Origin of the sequence: Hahella sp. CR1 (assembly GCF_029813005.1) — a bacterium.
GTDB lineage: Bacteria > Pseudomonadota > Gammaproteobacteria > Pseudomonadales > Oleiphilaceae > Hahella.
The window spans coordinates 1-21678 of record NZ_JAPELK010000029.1 but is presented as its reverse complement, the minus strand read 5'-3'; the positions used below and the strand labels follow the sequence as shown (position 1 = coordinate 21678).

Sequence of the window (21678 nt, the reverse complement as noted above, 5' to 3'; positions counted from 1 at the left end):
GCGAACGGGGCGAACGGGGCGAACGGGGCGAACGGGGCGAACGGGGCGAACGGGGCGAACGGGGTGGGTAGGTCGTAATTGGCTACAATGACTAGACGACTCAATCTCCCAACGCTTGAACAATCTCTCCTCTGGTCTGAATTAACTGCTCCCTGATCTCCTGCATAACGCTTTCGTCTTCTGAGGCGAGTGCTGTGATGTTGGTGTCGAGGTAATTTATGGCGGTTGTGTAGGGGAGGTAGCGGTAGTCTTTTTCAGTGGCTTCGTCGATGGGGAAGTGTTTGCGGATGTCGCTTTCCGTCATATTGCGGTAGACGATCACGTGAACGTCGTAGTGGCTTGGTCTGGGGTCGCCGTGGGGATTCCATTGCCACCATTCGGAGCCTAATAAATCCGTCGCCAGGGAGGGTGGGCCGAAGTCTTGGTAGGTCAGGTCGATGTAATGCTGTTTGGTGGACGTTGAGGTGAAGGTGGCGCAGGCGTTGAGTAATAAGATGCTGCCGATGGTCAGGATTATAGTTTTGGTTTTGACGCGGACGAGTTGGTTGCGCGTGAGTAATTTGAGCTGTGCCATGTGGAGAAATGCCTGAGGTTTAATTACTCTCATCCTATCTCACTGGCGGGGGATATTTTAAGAACAAAGAGGATCATCTCCCGCCGAGATGGCCCTCTTAATTTGCCCATGGCGCCGGTCTGCGTGTCATGACGCCTGGTTGGACTTGGAGTCGTTGCGCTTCGCCTGGGGCGTCAGTTCATCCAGGTAGAGGAGTATTTTCCTTGAGGCGTGCAGGGAGGCTTCCAGTGAGCGTCGCAGCAGGGATACGACCTGTGGGCGCAGGGCGTGGTTCATGATGAGGATTTCTACACGTTTGCAGAGCATGGAAAGGGAATCTGCGCCGATGGTTTTGGAGAGCCCGCCCATGATGTGGAGTTCTTTCTCGATTTCCCGCGTGTTTTCCGTGTTGAACGGCACGCTTAGATGAATCAGCAGGCGGTTGACGTCATTTTCAAAGCCTTCAAGCGCAATGCGATAGGCTGAGAAGTTGGAGCCGAAACGTCCGGCGGCTTCTTTTACATTAATGCCGATTTCCGCGCCTTTATTGAATACGGATTCCAGGGTGACGTCGCTGGCTGCATGCGGATGGGCGGCCTTGTCCAGGCGGCTTTCATCGGTGTACTTGAGAATGACCTGGCACAATTCGTTAATGTCGAAGGGCTTGCCAATGTGATCGTTCATCCCTGCGGCCAGACACTCCTCTCTGTCTTTTTCGAGTACGTTGGCGGTCATGGCCACAATGGGCAGAGTTTTGTAGCCGAACTTCTCGCGCAGGGCTCTGGTCGCTGCATAGCCGTCCATTTCCGGCATCTGGATATCCATGAGCACGATATCGAATTGAGAGCCTGCGTGGGTGATGGCGGTGATCGCTTCTTTTCCGGTGGAGGCGATATCCACGAACGCGCCTTCCGCCTGTAGCAGCTGGGAGGCGATCTGCTGGTTGGTGAGGTTGTCCTCCACCAGCAAGATCCGAATGTCGGATAAACTGGCGCCGGTTATCACACTGCTTTCCTGACTGCGGCGTTTTTGCGCGGATTTGGATTGCGACGCCCGCGCTTCGGCGACGGAATCCAGCAACATCGATGGCGTGACGGGTTTGGACAACAGGCCGTCAAAGGCTGCGTCGATCTGGGCGTCCCGCAGACCCGGGATGGCCTTGCCGCTGTTGGTCATCAGAATCAGCGCCGGAGGCGTATCGGAGCGCCGTATTTTCTGCAGCTCCTCCGTCGGATTGGCGCCGCTGGCTTTGATCATGTTCAGGTCGACGAACACGGCGTCGTATTTCTTCTGCGAATCCTGGGACAGGGTCGCCAGTTCCGGTAAGGACAGGACGACATCCGAACTCCATCCCAGGGTGAGCGCCAGCTCTTTGATGCAGGCCGCCGCCCGCTTGTTATCGTCGGCGATAAGGATGCGCAGCGATCTTAGTTCCGGGCGGTTGATGTTTAACTCGCCGGTGCGGTTCTCATCCACCGCCACCTTGATGTTGAAGCTGAACGCGCTGCCTTCTCCGAGGGCGCTGTGGACCTTGATATCGCCCCCCATCATTTCAATCAACTGTTTGCAGATGCCGAGCCCCAAACCGCTGCCGCCATATTTTCTGGAGGCGGAGGCGTCGTCCTGCACGAAGGCTTCGAATATGTCTTTGCAGCGATCATCCGTCATGCCGATGCCGGTGTCTTCTACGCTGAACTTGAGCTCCAGTTCATCCTGAGTCATCACGGATAATTTCACGGTTAAGGTGATTTCTCCCTGACTGGTGAATTTGGCCGCATTGCTGAGAAGCTTGATGAGCACCTGTTTCAGTCTGGCTTCGTCGCCCACCAGGTTATTGGGAATTTTGTGGTCCAGATAAAAAATAACTTCGATGTCTTTGTTTTCGGTATGGGCGGAAACGAGATAACTGATTTCCCGCAGCAGCTTATCCAGATTAAAGGCGTGCGGCTCAAGCTCAAGTTGACCCGCTTCGATTTTAGAGTAGTCGAGCAGGTCACTGACGAACGAGGTCATGGACTGAGAGGCGGACTCCAGTTTTTCCACGCAGTCTTCCTGCTGAGAGTTCAACGCGGTGCGTCTGAGCACTTGCAGGGTTTCGGAAATGGCGGACATGGGGCTGCGGATTTCCTGGCTCATATTGGCGACGAAATCCGACTTTGATTTATTCGCTGAGAGCGCTTTATTCATCGCTTCGCCCAGCTCCAACGTGCGTTCTTTCACGTCGTTGGTCAGCTTGTGGTTCAGCGCCTTGATCTGATTCTCCGCCTCCACTTTGTCTGTGATGTCGCGAATGATCGCGGCGGCGCCGAGAGTCCTGCCGTCCCATCTGGACTTGATCGGAAAGGAGGACACGGAAACATTCACCAGCGCGCCGTCTTTGCGTTGCCGGGTGGTGTGATACGCCTTGACGGTCTGTCCCTGATTAATCGTTTTCAAGGCGTCGGTGTATTCGCTTTTCAGGCGATCTGGCACGATCAGCTTCGCCAGATTTTTGCCAAGGACTTCGTTTTCCGCATAGTCGAACATCTCCTCCGCGGATTTATTCCAGCTTTCCACCACTCCCCGTGAAGAGAGGCTGATGATGGCGTCGCTGGAATTGTCGATGATGGCGGACAGGCGCGCCTGATCCTTCAACAAGCTCACTTTGCGGCCCATATAGGACAAGTAGAAATACACCAGCACGCCGGACAGGGCCAGCAGGACCGCCAGGATTCCCGCCTGCACCCAGGCGGCGTTGGCGGCGGAGGCCAACACCAGCGACTGAGGTATGGTGAGAATAAAGTTCAGCGGCGCATTGGCGCGACTATCTAAGGAGACGATTTGAAACGGATAGGTGTAATAACGCAGCGCGCTGATGCGGGATAGCGCCAGTTCTCCAGCCTGGGGCGGGTTGGCGAATTCGTCCGCCCAGGTGTTTCTCTTGCCCAGATCGAACCCATACTCCATGCCTTTGGCGGGATGGTAAATAAAGTCATTACTGGCGGTAGTGAGGTAAGCGTTGTAATCCGGAGGCAGATCTTCTCCTAAGGTGGAGTCGATCACCGGCTCTGCGTAAACATTGACGATGACTATGCCAAACACGGAGCCAAGGCTATCGTAGATCGGCGTCGCAAAACGCAGGGTAGGCGTCAAAGGCGTGGCGACAACGCCGTTTTCTCTATTCAGATTGATGGGGGAAATATAGGTCTCGCCTTTTTTGTACTTGATGGTTTCTTTGAGGTAGAGGCTGTCTCCCTTTTGCTGCAGCTTATCCCGAGCGATCACGGCGATGGCGCCGCCACTGTCTCTTTCTACGCGCACCAGTTCTTTGCCGTTGTCAGCGAGCCCAATGAAACGGGCCTGCATGATGGTGTCGTTGATCAGCAGGTATTCGCGAAATATGACTTCCAGCCGATTCTCCCAGGTTTCGAGACGATTATTCTCCAATGGGTCATATCCCTCATTCGCCGATGCGCGAATGATTCCCTGAATGGGCGGCGTTCTGGAGAGAAACTGGGTGACGTGAATGTATTCTTCAATCTCGTCATTGAACTTGCTGATGCGTAGCTGCGCCTGACCGGATACTTCCACGGATTGCTGCGCCAGAATTTTATTGATTTCCGCGCTGCGAGTGACAAAGTGCGCGGCGGGAACAATGACAAGAGAAGCCAAAACAGTCAGAACCGCCACACGAAGGCCGAGTCCGCGGTTGCTATGAGAAGAGCCTGTTTGCATGATGCTTTCTCCATAAGCAATGCAATCTACACGATCCAGAGGCGCACTTGTCGCCTTATACCTCCTGGTTGTCATAAGTGTAGTCTTAATAGTTGGTAAATCTAGGTGGTGGGTTTATGGAAGTGTTCTGTTGTCGTATAAATTCCGCCACGACTAATTTCAAAAGAAGCTTCAGAGAAGAAAGGGCTGTTCTGCTGTGAAAATACAAAACTCTAAAGATGTTCTCACCATTGATTGCGGCTTTCTCAAACCTCGCTTTCAGATCCTCATTGCCGAGGTGCAATCCTGGGCGTTTGTGGCGGAGGAGAATGGCGCTACTTACTTGTCCTTCCTGCTGGAAAACGCGACGCAGCATGTTTCAATTAGCGTTGCTGACGAGAATGAATTGGATCAGGTTCTTAAAGACATCACTTCTGTTTTAAACATGCTGCCGCATTTGGACATCGCGGAACAAAGATTGAACTGCGGCAACGTAATCATGGCGGTGGATGGGACTCTCGGGGTGGCGGCCCTTGCGAGCATTTTGGTGTCTGCCGTCGTCAGTTGAAGAAGTTATTGGTTTTGAAATCGGTGGCAATCCAGCACGTATTCCCTGACGCTATCAAACAGAACTGAATTCTGGACATGAACCTGAAACCAATATTGAGAAGGACTCAGTAAAATAAGCGGTTTCCATTACTCGGTAACAGAATATTATGGCGCTGGTATGACAAGTTAATAGCCAGATGCAGGGATGCGTTTGCGCGGCGACATGTTGAGGGAGGTAGTGCCAGAGATATTCAGGACCTGTCGTGGCGGATCAACAGGCTACGGACAATCACAAGGAGGCGGGTTGTCCGCGGGGTTAATTATTCAGGGAGATTGCGATGGCGGCTGATTACGCCTTGGCGATAGGGAATGAGGATGTCGAGCGGCTGGATATTTTAAATGATATATACGGCGAAATAAGCGAAAGATACATTCGTCATGGGGTATTTGAGCGTTACCGTCCCAAGACTGTATTGGAAATAGGCTGTGGACATGGGCGTCTGCTTTGCTATTGGGCCGGCCTGCTTGCCGGCGAGCAGGGTACGATTACTGGCCTTGACTGTTTTAAGGAACAACTCCTGCAGACGGAGAAAAGGGTCCAGAACGAGAAACGCTTCAACGTGAACTTGATGGAAGCGGATATCAATACCGCAGAGATAGAGCGCCGGTTTGACTGCGTTTACGGTCGTTTCGTGTTAATGCACCAGCAGCATAAACAAACGTATCTGGAGAGAGTCGCAGGGCTGCTTAATCCCGGCGGAGCGGCTGTTTTTGAGGAACCGGAAGTGTCCTGCCTGTTTTGCTATCCCTATCTGCCCGAGTTCTATTACGTTAATGAGCTGGTGCTTGAACTGGGCAAGATAAAAGAGGTGAATTACGACTATGGAAGCCGTCTACTGAACGACATGCCGGCTGCTTTGAAAGTGTGCGATATTCACATCGAGCAGCCCGTGTTGACGGACGCCAGAGAGAAGCTGGTTGTGGCGTACTCGTTTAAACAATTATCGGCGGACCTCATACGCTACAAGCTTATTGAGCCGGGACAAGCTGAAAAGACCTATAACAAGCTGGTTCAGCACGCTTGCGCCCCTGGTTCTCTTATCGGTTCGCTTAAGTTGTTTCAAGTGACGGCGACTCGTCAGTAATTGATAGGGGAAGTGTCATGCCTTAATAAAGTTTGTGGCTGTGCGATTAATCCCGGCCACAAACCAATCCTTAAAAATCCAGACTCCTAAAATAGCTGACAAGCTGCTCAACAACGATTCGTATGCGCTCGGTCTTTTTTAAATCTGGATGGCTCAAGACCCACATGTCGCTGGTTTTTCCTGGCGCAAACTCCGCCAACTCGACCAATCCGCTGCGGCGTTGATCCACTGGCAGAAATGCAATGCCGTGTCCGCTTTCTGCGCAATAGGACATGGCGGTGAGTTCATTGCATCTCGCCACGATGGCGGTCGCATGATTTTTCTCAAGCCAGGTAAACGCGGGCAGGTTGAGCATGCTTCCCGACGCGCCGATAAGCGGGTAGTCCGTCAGGGTTTCTAATGTTGGCGGCTGCGTGAAGCGCTCCATAAACGACTCCGCGACAAACATCGCCCAGGGGATCGAAGCGACCTTGCGGCCTATCAAATGATCCGGCGGCGAGCTGGTCGCTCTTACGGCGATGTCGGCGACCCGTGAATTTAAATTGAAATCATCGTTACTGGAGAGTATCTCGAAAGTGATGTCGGGATAGTTTTGCGCAAGGGGGCGCAATGCCTCCGGCAGGTAACGGTTAGCAATATTGAAGGGAGCGGTAATCTTCACGACGCCGCTAGGCTGAAACTCCCTGCCGACAATCTGCCGTTCGATCTGCTCCGCGCCATCGCGCATGCGGTTGGCGAACACGAGCATCTTCTCCGCCAACGGCGTCGCGACATAGCCTTTTGAGCCGCGCTCGAACAACTTCCCGCCGATCTCGTTTTCCAGGGACTCCATGCGTCTAAACACAGTTGTGTAGTTGACGCCCAATTCTTTCGCCGCCCCGGACATAGACCCTTTATGGGCGACCAGGGCGAGTATCTTCAGAGAATTCCAGTCCATAATTAATGCATTTATGCAATTCAGGATTTCAAAAATTACAACTGATAACGCATTAATGCAATGAATAGAATGAAAACATCACTATTCACTTGGAGACGCACATGACTATTTCCCGAAACTATGAACTGGCGGCTTTGCTATTGCGCGTGACCCTGGGCGTGGTGTTGATCACCCATAGCCTGTATTTGAAGCTGGTCGTTTTTACACTGCCGGGCACGGCTGAATTCTTCAGCTCTATCGGCCTGCCGGCATTTCTGGCCTACCTCGTTTTCTTCGTGGAGGCGGTGTCCGGGATTGCGCTCATCGTTGGTTTTCATAGCCAGATCGCCGCCGCCATGGTTGCGCCCATTCTGCTTGGCGCGACTTGGGCGCACTGGGATGCGGGCTGGTTGTTTGCAAATGAAGGCGGCGGCTGGGAATACCCACTGGTTTTGGTCTTGATGGCGGCCACCCAGGTTTTCTTGGGCAATGGTCGTTACGCCATCACCAAGGAGGCTTGAAATGAATACCGGAACGATTGAGCTGGTTAGCTTTAAGTTATGTCCTTACGTGCAGCGCTCTGTGATCACGCTGCTGGAAAAGGGCGTTGTGTTTAAACGCACGGATATCGATCTGGCGAACAAGCCGGGCTGGTTTCTGGCGCTTTCACCCACGGGAAAAGTGCCTTTACTCGTGGTAGATAACAAGGACGCTATTTTCGAATCGGCGGTGATATGCGAATACCTTGATGAAGTCACGGAGGGAAGCCTGTTCCCGGCGGACCCTAAATTAAGGGCGCTGCATCGGTCATGGATTGAGTTTGGCTCACAAACCCTGGATGCAATCGGCAGATATTATTCCGCTCAGGACAAGGAGAGTTTCAGCAATGCGGAAGAACTGCTTCGGCACCGATTTGAACGGCTGGAAGACGTGATTGTCGGCCCTTACTTCTCAGGCCCCGACTTCATGATTGTGGACGCTGTTTATGCGCCGGTGTTTCGCTATTTCGACGTGTTTAACTCTTTAATCAAAATCGATCTGTTTAAGGGGCTGGCGAAGGTCGAAGCCTGGCGCCGGCGCCTTGCGGCCAGACAGTCCGTCATCGATGCGGTGGATGCGGACTTCGCGCAGGCGTTGATAGCTTTTGTCATTCGCAAACAGAGTTATCTCTCGCATCTGCTGCAAGCTGGGGCGAAGGGATAGCGTTTTCAGAGGTTCCCTAATTGTCTGCAATCGACAAGGCTTGCGCTTGTCCCTTGCCTCTGGGAATCACCAGCGGCGTATGGCTCACGGGGTCTTCAATGATCAGGCTGGACAGGCCGAAGACCTCTTCCACCAGCGCTTCGGAAATGATGCTGGCGGGCGGGCCTTCAGCAATGATGGCCCCGTCGCGCATGGCGATGAGATGAGTGGCGTAGCGGCAGGCGTGGTTGAGGTCGTGCAGCACCGCAATGAGGGTGCGGTTGTCTCGGCGGTTCAGGGTGCGAAACAGCTCCAGCAATTCGATCTGATGGGTGATATCCAGATAGGTGGTGGGTTCGTCCAACAGCAATAAGGACGTTTGCTGGGCCAGGGCCATGGCGACCCAGACGCGCTGACGCTGGCCGCCGGAAAGCTCATCCACCAAGCGGTCGGCTAAATCCTCAACGCCGGTACTGATCATGGCTTCGTTTACGGCGTTTTCATCCTCCCGGCTCCAGCGGCGAAAAGCGCTTTGATGAGGATAGCGACCTCGGGCCACCAGATCCCGCACGCGGATGCCCTCCGGGGTGTTGGCGCTTTGCGGCAGCAGTCCCAGCTGACGCGCAACCAGTTTGGCGGGATAGCGGTGGATGTCCTGACCGTCGAGCAATACCTCGCCGGAGACGGGTTTCAGCAGGCGGCAAAGACTACGCAACAACGTGGACTTGCCGCATCCGTTGGGACCCACAATCACCGTAAAAGACCCATCTGGAATCGCCACATTGAGATTCTCGCTGATCATGCGTTGCTCATATCCCACTGTCAGGTTTTGAGCCCGTAAGCGCGGCGCCTGGCGTTGCGGTGGTTCGATATGCAGAGGGGAGGGCTGTCGCGTCATGAGGTTTTCCGCTGTGAGTCGTTGATAAGCAGCCAGGCCAGATAAACGCCGCCGATGCAAATGGTGACGACGCCGACCGGCAACTGACTGGGGGCGAACAGGTGGTGTGCGATCTGGTCCGCGGCAAGGAGCAACAAGGCGCCCATCCACGCGGCGTTCAGCAGACTGACGCCATCGGCGGCCAGCAAGCGGCGGGTGATCTGCGGCGCCGCCAGGGCAATAAAACTGATAGGACCGGTGGCGGCGGTGGCGGCGGCGGTCAGTGACACCGCCAGAATCATGAGCGTCAGGCGTGAGCGGTTAACTGCAACGCCCAGCGCCTGCGCGGCGTCGTCCCCCATGGCCAGCAGGCGCAGGCGTCTTTGCAGAGGGACCGCGGCGGCGATGGCCAGCAGACAAAAAATCAGGGAGGGTGACGCTTTACTCCAGGTGAGGCCATTCAACGAACCTGCTCCCCACAGGGCGGCGGACATGGCGGCTTCCAGGCTCGCGCTGATCATCATCCAGGTGTTAAGGGCATTGAGCAGGGCGCTGATCGCGATGCCGACAATGATCAATCTGAATCCCTGGGCGCGCCCTTTTCGCCAGGCGAGGGCATACACCAGCAGCGCCGTCGTTAATCCGCCTAATAAGGCTCCGGCGGCGGTGGCGTAGTATCCGCCGTGGAAGACAGCGATCACCAGCAGCGCGCCGCTGTACGCGCCAGTATTGAAGCCGACCACGTCAGGACTGCCCAAAGGGTTACGGAGTAACGATTGGAATATGGCGCCACTCACCCCCAGCGCAGCGCCGAGAATCAACGCCGCCGTGATGCGGGGCAGTCGCCATTGCGTCACGACAATTTGCGCCTGGTCCGGGCCTGCGCCGAACAGCGCGTTCATGACGTCGCTGAAAGGCAGCGTCAAGGTTCCCCAGCCCAGTGCGGCAGATCCCAGTCCCAGACATATCACGCACAGCATGCATCCCAACACCAGCGCGCGTTTGTGAATAGGGAGGTTGAAAGGAGCATCCATTCCGCCAATGAGAAAATAGTCGGCGCGATTCACTGTGCGCCTCCGTGATGGCGTCGCGCCAGCCAGATCAGCATGGGCGCCCCAAGAAAGGCGGTGACAATGGAGACGCGTAGTTCTCCAGGAGTGAGGAAGCGTCCCAGGATATCCGCTGACAGCAGCAAGCAAGGGGAGAGGGTTAGCGTCAGCAGGATGATCCAGCGCTGATCGGCGCCCATTAGCCAGCGCGCGATATGGGGAATCATCAGGCCTACGAATGCAATAGGGCCCGCCGCCGCGGTGGCGCCGCCGCACAGCAAGGTGATCGTCAGAATAGATAGCCCCTGCACCCACTGTGGTTTCGCGCCCAGCGCCACCGCCAGGTCCTCTCCCATGGCGATGGCGTTAAGCGGCGTCGCCAGGAACAGCGCCAGGAGAATCCCGGCAACGATGACAGGAGCGACCCACAACACCGGCTCCAGACTGCGCACGTTCAGTGAGCCCGCGCTCCAATAACGCATGGTGTCGAAAACGGAAGGGTGCAGCAGGGTGATGGCGGACGCCACGCCAGCCATGACTGCGCCAATGGCGACCCCCGCCAGCACGAAACGCAATGGGTCCATGCGCGTCGCCCCGTAAAAGCCCGCGAAGAACACTAATAACGTGGTAAGTAAGGCGCCCAGCGACGCCATTCCGAGGTAGCCTGCCTGGGAGTGGACACCGAAAAACGCCACTCCAAGCACCATCGCCAATCCAGCGCCGGCGTTGACGCCAAGTATGCCTGGCTCCGCCAGCGGGTTGCGGGTCAATGCCTGGATCAACGCCCCGGAAGCCCCCAAGGCGGCTCCGGCCAACAGACCCAATAGCGTACGAGGTAAGCGGCTTTCCAGGATGATAGTGGCGTCAGGACCGCTGGCGTCGCCAAACAGACTCTCCATCACGGTGGCGAAGGGAATCGCCTTCGCGCCCAGAATTAAACTGAGCGCGGCGATCAGACCCAGCAGCGCCAGACTGACTAGAAAGATAGCCCAACGAGTTTTCACGCAATGACGCCGACCATAAGGCCGGGAGGAATTGGAAGAGGGGGAGAGAGTTACGCCGCTCAAAATATCACTTAATGCAAATGAGAATGATTTGTATTAACGATTGATATACTATCATGCTGCGCCACCGGGTAAAACCATTGCCGCGCAATCCTGCGAATAGAGGCAGGGAAATCACTTCTATTCATCACTTCTTTGGCTGGTGTAATGAGCAAATCATCTATCTTTGTGGACTTCAGTCTGCTCAAAAACAACTCGCACTTTCGCGCTGTTTTCGTGGCGCGAATGATGTCGGTATTCGCCCTTGGCATTCTCACGGTCGCCGTCCCGGTGCAGATACACGAGCTTACCGGCTCCACGCTGCAGGTCGGTTTCGCCATGGCGCTGGACAGCGTCGGCATGTTTGTCGGTCTGATGTGCGGCGGTGTATTGGCGGATCGCTTCGACCGTCGCAAGTTGATTCTGACGGCGCGCTTTCTTTGTGGCGTAGGGTTTCTCGCCCTGGCGTTAAACAGTTTCGTGGCGGAGCCGTCGCTGCTGGCGTTATATATCGTTTCCGCCTGGGACGGCTTTTTCGGCGCCATGGGCATCACCGCGCTGATGGCGTCGATTCCGACCCTGGTAGGGCGTGAAAACCTGGCCGCCGCCGGGGCGTTGAGCATGCTTACCGTGCGTTTTGGTGCGGTGATGTCTCCTGCGGTGGGCGGCCTGATTATCGTCTCCGCCGACGTGAGCTGGAACTATCTGCTGGCGGGCGTCGGCACCGTGGCGACCTTGCTGCCTCTGGTGCGGCTGCCATCCTTGAAGCCCGGGGATCATCCGCCAGGGCATCCTTTGCAGGCGTTATTGGAGGGTTTTCAATTTCTCTGTCGCCACAAAATAGTCGGGGCTGTGATAGTCGTTGGCACGGCGCAGACGGTATTGAGCGCGATTCGCGTGCTGTTTCCGGCCCTGGCTGAAGAAGGCTATGGCGGCGGCGCCTTTGAGGTCGGATTGATGTTCTCCGCCGTGCCTTTGGGCGCGATGCTTGGCGCCTTCACCAGCGGCTGGGTCGGCGGCTGGCGGCGTCCTGGCGCGTTGATGCTGGGCGCGATGACCGCTTCAGCGCTGGCGGTGGCGTCCCTTGGCGTAGTCAGCCATATCTGGCTGGCGCTAGTGGCGTTGGCGCTGGTCGGCTATCTCGGCTCTATCACGTCTCTGTTGCAGTTCATGCTGGTGCAAAGCCATACGCCAGATCGTCTGCTGGGACGTGTGAACAGCCTGTGGAGCGCTCAGGATGTGGTTGGCGACGGCGTCGGCGCGGTTGGACTGGGCGCGTTGGCGCGGGCGGTGACGCCGGTGCTGGGCGTCTTTTCCTTCGGCGTCGCGGTGGCGATGGCGGGAGCGGCGATGACCTTGGGATTCGGCTCCTTGCGGAAAATGCAGTCCGGTGAGCCTCCAGAAGAAACCGAACCTATGAGCGGCTTTGTCGCAGAAAACGAAGAACCGGCTTAATGCCGGGACGGCCCACTGCGCTCAGTGATGATCCAGGCGCAGTGGGTAGAGAAGGTAAACCCGGTTGGCTCTCAAGGATGGGTGATAAACGACGTATTGGCGTCGGCGACTGCGGCAGGCGTTTCAGGGAACAGGTCGGTCAGTCGCTGCAACAAATTGCTGGCGCTATAGTAGTCCAGACGAAAGGTATCCAGCCCCACGGCGTATACCCGGTTGCTCTGGATAGCGGGCGTATGGGCGAGAAATTTATCCTGGCTGATTTGCCGAACCCGATCTTCATTGGCGGAGAACAGCAGCATGGTGCGTCCCTGTAGTCCGTCGGAAAGGTTCTCTCCGGCGAGCTGCACGATGTCTTTACGCACGCCCTGGCGAGTGCCGCCCTGAATATGGGAGGGCGGCGTGGCGACTTCAAAGCCCAGCGCCTGCAATAGCTGGCCTTGCGCGGAATCCGGCGTCCACAGGTTGGCGCCGGAGCCGTCTTCGTAATACACCAGGGCAGAGACTGGCTGCGGCGGCAGCTGGATGCGCGCTTTCACATCAGCGACCCTGGCGTTGAATTCATCGATTACCGACTGCGCCTGTTGCTCGCGACCCGTGGCGGCGCCCAGGAGAGAGGCCAGCTGCTGCCAGCTTTTATCGTCATAGTTGAGCACTAACACCGGCGCGAACAAACTGAGTTGCTCGTAAAGAGCGAGAGCGGAGTCGCCGCCGGTTCCCGCCATGACAATCAAATCCGGCTCCGCCGCGATGATGGCCTCGGCGTCCGGCGCGCCCTGATAGATCGGACGCACGCCGCGTCGACGGGCAATATCGCCCCATTGCCGGAAAAAGCCCTGTGCATCGGCGACCTCTGTGTTGGGCGAGGAAGCTCCGCTGGCGACTACAGGTGCGTCAATGGCCAACAGAACGCCAGTCAGGGTCACGCTGGTGGAAACTATGCGCTGCGGCGCGCGTTCCAGGATGAGGTCGCCTTGCGATGTGGACAGCGTTCTCGGCCAGGTTGACGCATTTTGAACGGTGAGGGCGGGCGCGGCCTGTGTCGATGTGTTGGCGGCGACGTCTCTGTCTGCGCCGCAGGCGGTCAGCAAGCTGGCGCACAGCGTCAGGAAAAGAAACAAAAAGCGATTGTGCAGCATTGTGATATTTCTACCCCTTGAAGTGATTGATTGGGCCCTAAGTCGCGCTGGCGCTGGCGCTGGCTTTGCGCGGATCGTTGACGAAAAGCGGCGCTAACGCGTTGACAGGATGGCGGTCAGAACTCATATAATGTTAACGCAAATGATAACTATTATCATTAAGTGTTTATTGATCACCATCAATCCTTTGGAAGCGCGTCGTATTGGCCGTCTTTCCCGATTCAGGAAGTGTCGAACGCAGTCATCATGGAAAAAATTCGCTATTTGCTACTCCACCTATTACGCCACCTGTTACTCCACTTGTTACGCCCCCTGATGCTTCTCCTGTTACTGGCCGGATGCGGCGAGCGGGAAGCCCCTGCGCCAGCTCCGCCGCCCCCGCCGGAAGTAGGGGTGGTGACGCTGTCGCCTCAGGACGCGCCAATTCGGACGGAGTTATCAGGGCGGACGGTCGCCTATCGTTCCGCGGAGGTGCGCCCACAGGTCAATGGCGTTATCGATCTCCGTTTGTTTACCGAGGGCGTGCGGGTGGCGTCGGGGCAGGCGTTGTATCGCATTGAGTCGGATCGCTATCAGGCCTTGTTCGATCAGGCGCAGGCGAATCTGGCGACTGCCCAGGCGCGGCTGGACAGCCTGAGCGCAAAGAGTCGGCGTTATGCCGAGCTGGCCGCCAATAAAAGCGTCAGCCGGCAGGACCATGAAGACATTCAGGGCGACTATCGGCAGGCGCAAGCTTCGGTGCAAGCGGCGCAGGCGGCGCTGCAACTGGCGACAGTGGATCTGCAACGCACGGAGATCGCTGCGCCCATCGCGGGACGCATCGGTCGTTCCGCGGTCAGCGAGGGCGCTTTGGTGACGGAGGGGCAGAGCGCGCCGCTGGCGTTGGTGCAGCAGCTGGACCCGATCTATGTGGATATGACGCAATCCAGTCGTGAGTTACTTTCCTTGCGTCGGGTTCTGTCTGAACAGTCTGCTTCTCAAGCAGGCGAAGAAGTCAGGCTGAAACTGGAAGATGGCTCCGATTATCCTCACCCAGGCGTTCTGCGTTTGACGGAAGTCAGTGTGAACGAGCAGACCGGTTCGGTGACCTTACGCGCGGAGTTTCCCAATCCCGATGGGCTGCTGTTGCCCGGGATGTTCGTGCGGGCGGAACTGACGCGGGGCGTGCATTCGGATGTCTATCTTGCGCCGCAACAAGCCGTGACGCACAACGCCCGCGGCGAAGCCATGGCGATGGTGGTGACGGCGGAAGAGGTCGTGGAAGAGCGCCTCTTGCATATCCTTGGGGCGCAGGAGCGTCACTGGATTGTTGGCGCGGGTTTGAATCCCGGCGACAGGGTGATCGTGGAAGGTCTGTTGAACGCTTTCCCTGGCGAGTCGGTGCGAGCTAAAGAGCTTGCCGTTGATCTCGCTGCGGCGACCCTTCAGTAATAGGCGGCGACAATGAAAGATCCTGTACAGCCGGATGACCTGAGCCGCCAGCGATTGGCTGAATTTTTTGTTAACCGCCCGGTGTTTTCCTGGGTGGTGGCGATTGTAGTGATGCTGGCTGGGGCGCTGGGGCTGATGTCCATGCCGGTGTCGCAATATCCGGATATCGCGCCGCCGACAATTATGATCTCCGCCAACTATCCGGGCGCGTCCGCTGAAGTGGTGGAAAACAGCGTTACGCAGATTCTTGAGCAGGAACTGAAAGGGCTGGATAACCTGATGTATTTCAGTTCCCGCAGCAGTTCCTCCGGCGCGGCGGAAGTCATGCTCACTTTCCGGCATGGGACCGATGCGGATATTGCTCAGGTGCAAGTGCAGAATAAAGCGGCGCAGGCGTCGGGACGCTTGCCGGCGCCGGTGCAGCAACAGGGGCTGACTGTTAATAAGTCCCAGAACAACTTTCTCATGATTCTGGCGTTTTATGACGCCAGCGACCGCCTGAGCGACACGGATATTTCCGATTGGCTCGCGGGCAGTATGCAGGACCCTCTCAGCCGGGTGGACGGCGTTGGATCAGTGCAGAATTTTGGTTCCTCCTACGCCATGCGAATCTGGCTGGACCCGCACAAACTCAACAGTTATCGCTTGATGCCCCAGGACGTTATCGACGCTATCGCGGCGCAGAATACAGAAGTCTCCGTGGGCGAACTCGGCGCGCTTCCCGCCAGACCGGGACAGCCATTGAACGTGAGCGTCACCGCCATGTCGCGGCTGACGTCGACGCAACAGTTTCGCGACATTCTCATCAAAACCGATCGGGACGGCGCCGTGGTGCGACTGGGCGATGTGGCGCGGGTTGAGTTAGGCGCGGAAGACTACGGCGGAACCAGTAAGCTTAACGGGCATCCCGCATCAGGGTTGGCGATCATGCTGGCGCCCGGCGCCAACGCCTTGCAGGTGGCGGAGGCGGTGAAGCAGAGAGTGGCGCAATTGCGCGCTAATTTTCCGCCAGGAGTGGAAGTCGCCTTCCCGGAAGACACCACGCGTTTCGTGAAGTTGTCCATCGAATCAGTGCTGCTGACTCTGGTGGAAGCGGTGGCGCTGGTGGTGCTGGTCATGTTCGTGTTCCTGCAGAACTGGCGCGCCACCTTGATCCCCGCGATTACGGTGCCTGTGGTGCTGCTGGGTACATTCGGCGTGCTCGCCGTCGCCGGCTATTCCGTCAATACGCTCAGCTTGTTCGCCATGGTGCTGGCGATAGGTCTGTTAGTGGACGACGCCATTGTCGTGGTGGAAAACGTTGAGCGCATCATGCGTGAGGAAGGACTGGATGCGCGTGCGGCGACGTTGAAGTCCATGGGACAGATCACCGGCGTGCTGATCGGCGTGGCGGCGGCGCTGGCGGCAGTCTTTCTGCCCATGGCGTTTTTCTCTGGATCGGTGGGGGTGATCTATCGGCAGTTCTCCGTGACTTTGGTGGCGGCGATGGCGTTGTCGGCACTGGCGGCGATATGTTTGACGCCAGCGTTGTGCGTCAGATTCCTGCGTCATGGTCAGGTGTCCGCCGGCGTGTTCAGCGCCTTGAATCGCAGCTTCGGCAGAGTTCAGCATCGTTACGTCGGCGGTCTGGGGTTTATGTTGTCGCGGCCGTTGCGCTTCAGCGCCGTCTACCTGTTAGCGGTGGCAGTGATGGCGTTGGTGTATTGGCGCCTGCCCACGGCGTTTATTCCCGACGAAGATCAGGGAACCGTTCTGGTTCAGTTCAACCTGCCTGCGGGCGCGACCTACGACCGAACCGCCAAGGTGGCGCAAGAGATCGAACGCTATTTTCTGGAGCAGGAAAAGTCGAATGTGGAGTCCGTGTATATTCTGTCCGGCTTCAGTTTTGACGGCGCGGGACAAAACGCGGGCATGGGGTTTGTGGCGTTGAAGGACTGGTCTGAACGGAAGGGCGCGGTAAACAGCGCGCAGGCGATCGCCGATCGCGCAACGGAAGCTTTTGGTCGTTTGCGCGACGCTCAGGCCTACAGCATGGTGCTGCCGCCAATTGAAGGTCTGGGGCGCAGTAACGGCTTCGAACTCTGGTTGCAGGATTTGGGTGGTTTGGGCGCAGAGGGGCTGACTGAGGCGGCGGCGAAGCTGGAGCGAAATCTTCAGGACGGCGAGGGTTTTTCCTACGTGCGCGCCGGCGCTGACCGCAATGTCCAGCAACTGCGTGTAGAGATTGACCGCGAAAAGGCCTCCGCGCTGGGATTGGCGCTGGAGGATGTCAACCAGACCCTGAGCGTCGCCTGGGGCGGTTATTACGTGAATGATTTCGTGCATCAGGGAAGAGTGAAGAAGGTGCTGGTGCAGGCAGACGCTCCTTATCGTGCGTCGCCGGACGATCTGCGTCACTGGTTTGTGCGCGGCGCCGGCGGCGCCATGACGCCTTTCACCGCTTTCAGTGGTACGGAGTGGCGCAACGGCCCCACGGAAATAAGCCGCTATAACGGCCTGCACGCCATCCCCATTTTCGGCGCGGCGGCTCAAGGCGTCAGCTCCGGCGACGCGATGGCGCAGGTCGAAGCGCAGGCGGCGCGTTTACCGGGAGCCAACTTTGAATGGAGCGGCCTGTCCTATCAGGACAAGCTGGCCAGCGGACAGGCTCCGCTGCTGTATTTGGCGTCGATCCTGTTTGTGTTCCTGTGTCTAGCGGCGTTGTACGAAAGCTGGACCATACCCTGCGCGGTGGCGCCGGTTATTCCTCTTGGTGTGTTGGGCGCGCTGTTGGCGGTGTACTGGCGCGGTTTGCCCAATGATATTTATTTCCAGGTTGGACTGCTGACGACCATCGGACTGTCCGCCAAGAACGCGATTCTGATCGTGGAGTTCGCCGAAGCGGCGGTGCGCCAGGGCATGACGCCGATGACCGCCGTGGTGGAGGGAGCGCGTTTACGGCTGCGTCCCATCCTGATGACCTCACTGGCGTTCGGCGCCGGCGTAACGCCGCTGGCCCTGTCCACCGGACCTGGTTCAGCAAGCCAGAACGCCATCGGAACCAGCGTACTGGGTGGCGTTCTGACGGCGACAACCCTGGCGATATTCTTTGTGCCGTTGTTTTATTTGTGGGTTAAGGGCTCTATTCTGGAGACGCGGCGCAGGTCTGTTGTGATAGACGCCCCCATCGAAGAAAAGGCGGAAGCCCCGGCATAATTTCAAGCGGGCGAATCGCCTGATTCGTTAAAGTCATATAACGCTGCTTCCTCACAGTGACGATGCAGCGTTGAGCAATTCCCTTTATCCCGATTCTGTCGAATCCTTGCCTATTTCTGTTTAACTTCCCCTTGCAAAGGGTTGGGTGCTTTGCTTCCTGATGGGATAGGAGTATGTTCCTGTCCCATATTCGACGCGGATGTTTTTATCTTCCTCATAGTGAAAGGCCCTCTATGAGTATGCGCAATTAATCCGGCGCCGCTCCGTGTCGACGCGCCTGTAAAGTTATCGCGACTAAAGGAAGTGAGTATGAATTTTTCTTTTTCCAACAGCACTCGCATTGAGTTCGGCCAAGGCCGCATCGCCAAGCTGGCGTCTTTGATCGACGCGGAGCAAAAGGTAATGGTTGTCTACGGCGGCGGCTCCATCAAAAAGAACGGCGTTTACGATCAGATTAAAGACGCGCTGAAAGACCATTCCTGGGTGGAGTTTTCTGGCGTAGAAGCCAACCCTACGGTGGAGACATTGGACAAAGCCGTTGAGCTGGCGCGCCGTGAGAAGGTGGATTACATCCTGGCGGTGGGCGGCGGCTCGGTGATCGATGGCTGTAAATATATCGCGGCTGCAACCCTGTATGACGGCGATGGCTGGGATATTCTCACCCGCAAATACACCATTGCCCGCGCGCTGCCTCTGGGTGTGGTGCTGACCTTGCCGGCCACGGGCTCAGAGTCCAATGGCGGCTCCGTTGTGACCAAAGCCGCGACCAAAGAAAAACTGTCCTTCGGCTCTCCATTGGTGCTGCCTCGCGTCGCGGTGCTGGACCCGGATGTGATCAAATCTTTGCCCGAACGTCAGGTCGCCAACGGCGTTGTCGATGCATTCGTGCATATTTGTGAGCAGTACTTGTCCCACAGCAGCGACGCCTGGGTGCAGGATGGCTACGCGGAAGCGCTGTTGCGTAATCTGGTGCGTCTGGCGGAAGAGTTTCCACAGCGGGACAATGATGTATGGCGCAGCAACCTGATGTGGACCGCCAATCAGGCATTGAATGGTTTGATCGGCGCCGGCGTGGCGCAGGATTGGGCGACTCATATGATCGGTCATGAAATCACTGCGCTTTACGGCGTCGATCACGCCCGCACTCTGGCTATCGTGCAGCCCTCGCTGCTGCGCGTGCAGATGGCGGACAAGCGCGCCAAACTGGAGCAAATGGGGCGTAATGTGTTCAATCTGCCTCAGGACGACAAGCTGGCGGAAACCACGATCGAAGCCATCGAACGTCTCTACAGCAGCTTGGATATCCCGACCAGACTCTCTCATGCAGGCATTGAAGGCGATACAGCCGTTCCGGCGCTGGTTGACGCGCTGGAAAAACACGGCATGACCGCACTGGGTGAAAATCGAGCAATCACCTTGGATGTCAGTCGGGAAATCCTGAAGCGCGCAGCTTGATAAAAAACTGCGGTAAGCAGGATTTCAGGTAGGGATTATGCGCCAATGGCAGGGACGCCTGGCTCTCTTTAAGCCTCAGATTTAAAAGGCTTCTAGCGACGGTTTCAGGCATAATCATCACCCGTTGAAACGCTCCATTCAGACAGGTGATGATTAGCCATGCAACTCGTCTACGCGTTATTTTTCTCCCCCTCCCATCACTCGACCCCTTCTGATTTTATCGGCGTGTTCGCCTCCCAAGCCAAAGCCGATCAAGCCATTGCAGACTTATCCCAACAAGCGCCATTTCAAGGCCTGACAGAGCATTTCGTCATTAGAGAATGCCCTTTGGATCAAACGGCCTTCGAACCGTCCGACCTTGTTGAAACGGCAACGCCCAACTGGTCCGTCTGGCGTCAGGACGATAACAACAATACCTTTTTCATCCAGGGCGACATGACCCAATCCGAAGCTTTGGCGTTAGTGAAAGATTACGAAGATAGAGGGCACAAGCAGATGTATTGGGCGAAGAGGGATGGGGCATGATTGACACACCTTTAGGGTCAGCGGCTACGAGATTTCATGCTCTGTAATGCGAAGAACAGTTGAAGTGGGGTGTGATTTATTGTCAGGTTAGTTGAGACTCACATCACAGAAACGCTTTTAATGTAATAGAATAACCACCTGAATAATGAAGGAAAATTCCCAGTATTAACGCTTAACTGGCTACGTATGCGCTTAAATCAAACTCATGGAGATTGGCGCGACGTGTCGTAAGGCAAGTGGGCGGTATGTGTCGTTGTTAGTTTTAGGATATTCGCTGATCGCCCCCAGTTACCAGTAACCGTTTTCATGACGACGCCATGGCCCGTTTGGCTTGCTGTGTCGCTTTACAAAGGACGTACTCCGAATGTATTCCACTCGCAGTTATGTATTTAAGCATTGGTCTGACATCACCGTTGCGGACCTGCCGTTTGTTGAATCTCCCTTTTTCGCTTCCAGCTATGCCGAGCGTTGTTTGAACATAGACGCCAAAGTCGGCGATGTCGTTAACCACTTAAAGGGGAGTCACTTTCGTTCATCGTTTGGCGCGTTTCCCGGCCGAGGTTCACGGCATCTGCGTAAGTGGAAAGAAGACTTTGTTAAAGGGCTCGAACGGGGTGAAATCCTGTTGGTGTTTACCGACAAGAAAAAGCCGTTTTGCTCCGTTGTGAGCGAGAGTGAGGACGGCCTCAAACCCAATGTGTCTGAACTGACTTTGGCCGTGCGCCTGATCAACCGCGCTAACCCCGCGCCGCCGCCTCCACCAGCGATCACCGGTGAAGTGATGGATGTGACCGCGCTTAATGGCAATCCGGGGTGGAGCAGTAAGCCAAGAGAGTCTACGAGCCACCAGTCCGCGCCCAGGACTTACACACCCGCCCAGCCTCAAGCGAATACAACACCGGCCGATGAGAGTGGGGCCAGCGAAAAATCCGGCAGCAACGATAATGGCGCGACCACGCCGGATAACAAAAAGGTCTGCACCAGCGGCGAACCCATCAGCATGGTCACCGGCGAGGAGTTGCTGGACCTGACCGACTTCACCGTCGCCGGCCCTCTGCCGATCATCTGGAAACGCACCTATAAATCCTCCAACGCCCATCAACGCGGTCTGGGCGTGGGCTGGACTCATATGCTGTGTCAGCAGCTGGAGGAGCTGGAAGGGCGTTTGGTCTTCACCACGGACGAAGGCCGCTACATTGATTTTCCTTTGGCGGAGCCGGGCCAGACCGTCCGCAACGCCGCTGAACATTTGGAGCTGCGTCGGATCGACGACACTCACTATGTACTGAAACAACGCGGCGAACCCACCCGCTTGTTCGTGGGCGCCGGCGGCGTTTACCGTCTGGAAGGATTGCTGGATGGCGTCGGCAATGGCGTGCGCATTCAATACTGGCGGAACCTGGACGGCTACGAGCGACCGGTCACCCTTATTCAGACCAGCTGGGGCAAACGCCTGTACGTGCTGCATAATGCC

At 56.7% G+C, this 21678-nt stretch carries 17 protein-coding genes; 10 read left to right on the top strand and 7 right to left on the bottom strand.

The features are described 5' to 3' along the window. Positions 1 to 100 precede the first annotated feature (100 nt). On the bottom strand, positions 101 to 574 hold the full coding sequence (locus ONV78_RS31345) for a hypothetical protein (protein ID WP_279508548.1): 474 nt from the start codon (positions 572 to 574) through the stop codon (positions 101 to 103). A gap of 126 nt (positions 575 to 700) precedes the next feature. Beyond that, entirely contained in the window at positions 701 to 4267 is a 3567-nt protein-coding gene (locus ONV78_RS31340; protein WP_279508547.1) for a response regulator, read from the bottom strand. 196 nt (positions 4268 to 4463) lie between these two features. Here ONV78_RS31340 and ONV78_RS31335 point away from each other — a divergent pair, with 196 nt between their 5' ends. Together ONV78_RS31335 and ONV78_RS31330 are read left to right on the top strand one after the other, a co-directional pair. Beyond that, positions 4464 to 4814: a hypothetical protein gene (locus tag ONV78_RS31335; RefSeq protein WP_279508545.1), complete on the top strand. Its 351-nt coding sequence runs from the start codon at positions 4464 to 4466 to the stop codon at positions 4812 to 4814. Positions 4815 to 5133: 319 nt separating this feature from the next. Further along, a complete protein-coding gene (locus ONV78_RS31330; protein WP_279508544.1) occupies positions 5134 to 5940 on the top strand; it encodes a class I SAM-dependent methyltransferase in 807 nt (268 codons plus the stop codon). A 70-nt stretch (positions 5941 to 6010) separates the two neighbouring features. Here the strand turns inward: ONV78_RS31330 and ONV78_RS31325 are convergent, their stop codons facing one another. Beyond that, entirely contained in the window at positions 6011 to 6877 is an 867-nt protein-coding gene (locus ONV78_RS31325; protein WP_279508543.1) for a LysR family transcriptional regulator, read from the bottom strand. Between the two features lie 101 nt (positions 6878 to 6978). Here ONV78_RS31325 and ONV78_RS31320 point away from each other — a divergent pair, with 101 nt between their 5' ends. Continuing rightward, entirely contained in the window at positions 6979 to 7377 is a 399-nt protein-coding gene (locus ONV78_RS31320; protein ID WP_216740208.1) for a DoxX family protein, read from the top strand. 1 nt (position 7378) lies between these two features. Next, positions 7379 to 8059, top strand: a complete 681-nt coding sequence (locus ONV78_RS31315; protein ID WP_279508542.1) for a glutathione S-transferase family protein — start codon at positions 7379 to 7381, stop codon at positions 8057 to 8059. 16 nt (positions 8060 to 8075) lie between these two features. Here ONV78_RS31315 and ONV78_RS31310 read toward each other — a convergent pair whose 3' ends face one another. From ONV78_RS31310 to fepD, 3 genes are read right to left on the bottom strand one after another with little or no spacing between them, the layout of a single operon-like run. Then, positions 8076 to 8936 (bottom strand): ABC transporter ATP-binding protein, encoded by an 861-nt coding sequence (locus ONV78_RS31310; RefSeq protein WP_279508540.1) that lies wholly within the window; start codon positions 8934 to 8936, stop codon positions 8076 to 8078. Then, complete coding sequence (fepG, locus tag ONV78_RS31305) at positions 8933 to 9982, bottom strand: iron-enterobactin ABC transporter permease (protein WP_279508539.1); 1050 nt, start codon at positions 9980 to 9982, stop codon at positions 8933 to 8935. Before fepG ends, ONV78_RS31310 begins: the two co-directional genes overlap by 4 nt. Beyond that, entirely contained in the window at positions 9979 to 10968 is a 990-nt protein-coding gene (fepD, locus tag ONV78_RS31300; protein WP_279508538.1) for a Fe(3+)-siderophore ABC transporter permease, read from the bottom strand. The genes fepG and fepD overlap by 4 nt, the downstream gene beginning before the upstream one ends. A 207-nt stretch (positions 10969 to 11175) precedes the next feature. On the opposite strand from fepD, the gene entS reads away from it, so the two are divergent. Beyond that, positions 11176 to 12462 (top strand): enterobactin transporter EntS, encoded by a 1287-nt coding sequence (entS, locus tag ONV78_RS31295; RefSeq protein WP_279508536.1) that lies wholly within the window; start codon positions 11176 to 11178, stop codon positions 12460 to 12462. Between the two features lie 71 nt (positions 12463 to 12533). On the opposite strand, the gene fepB is transcribed toward entS, so the two are convergent. Continuing rightward, positions 12534 to 13598 (bottom strand): Fe2+-enterobactin ABC transporter substrate-binding protein, encoded by a 1065-nt coding sequence (gene fepB / locus ONV78_RS31290; RefSeq protein WP_279508535.1) that lies wholly within the window; start codon positions 13596 to 13598, stop codon positions 12534 to 12536. A gap of 246 nt (positions 13599 to 13844) precedes the next feature. Between fepB and ONV78_RS31285 the strand changes: the two genes are divergently transcribed. From ONV78_RS31285 to ONV78_RS31265, 5 genes are all read left to right on the top strand, one after another. After that, on the top strand, positions 13845 to 15029 hold the full coding sequence (locus ONV78_RS31285) for an efflux RND transporter periplasmic adaptor subunit (protein WP_279508534.1): 1185 nt from the start codon (positions 13845 to 13847) through the stop codon (positions 15027 to 15029). 12 nt (positions 15030 to 15041) lie between these two features. Next, entirely contained in the window at positions 15042 to 18224 is a 3183-nt protein-coding gene (locus ONV78_RS31280; RefSeq protein WP_279508532.1) for an efflux RND transporter permease subunit, read from the top strand. A 309-nt stretch (positions 18225 to 18533) separates the two neighbouring features. Next, positions 18534 to 19679 carry an iron-containing alcohol dehydrogenase gene (locus ONV78_RS31275; RefSeq protein WP_279508530.1) on the top strand — a complete coding sequence of 382 codons (1146 nt, stop codon included), beginning with the start codon at positions 18534 to 18536 and terminating at the stop codon, positions 19677 to 19679. 159 nt (positions 19680 to 19838) lie between these two features. Further along, complete coding sequence (locus ONV78_RS31270) at positions 19839 to 20204, top strand: hypothetical protein (protein WP_279508528.1); 366 nt, start codon at positions 19839 to 19841, stop codon at positions 20202 to 20204. 364 nt (positions 20205 to 20568) lie between these two features. Next, positions 20569 to 21678, top strand: a 1110-nt coding sequence (locus ONV78_RS31265; protein ID WP_279508526.1) for a DUF6531 domain-containing protein, incomplete at its 3' end; no start/stop codon positions are given.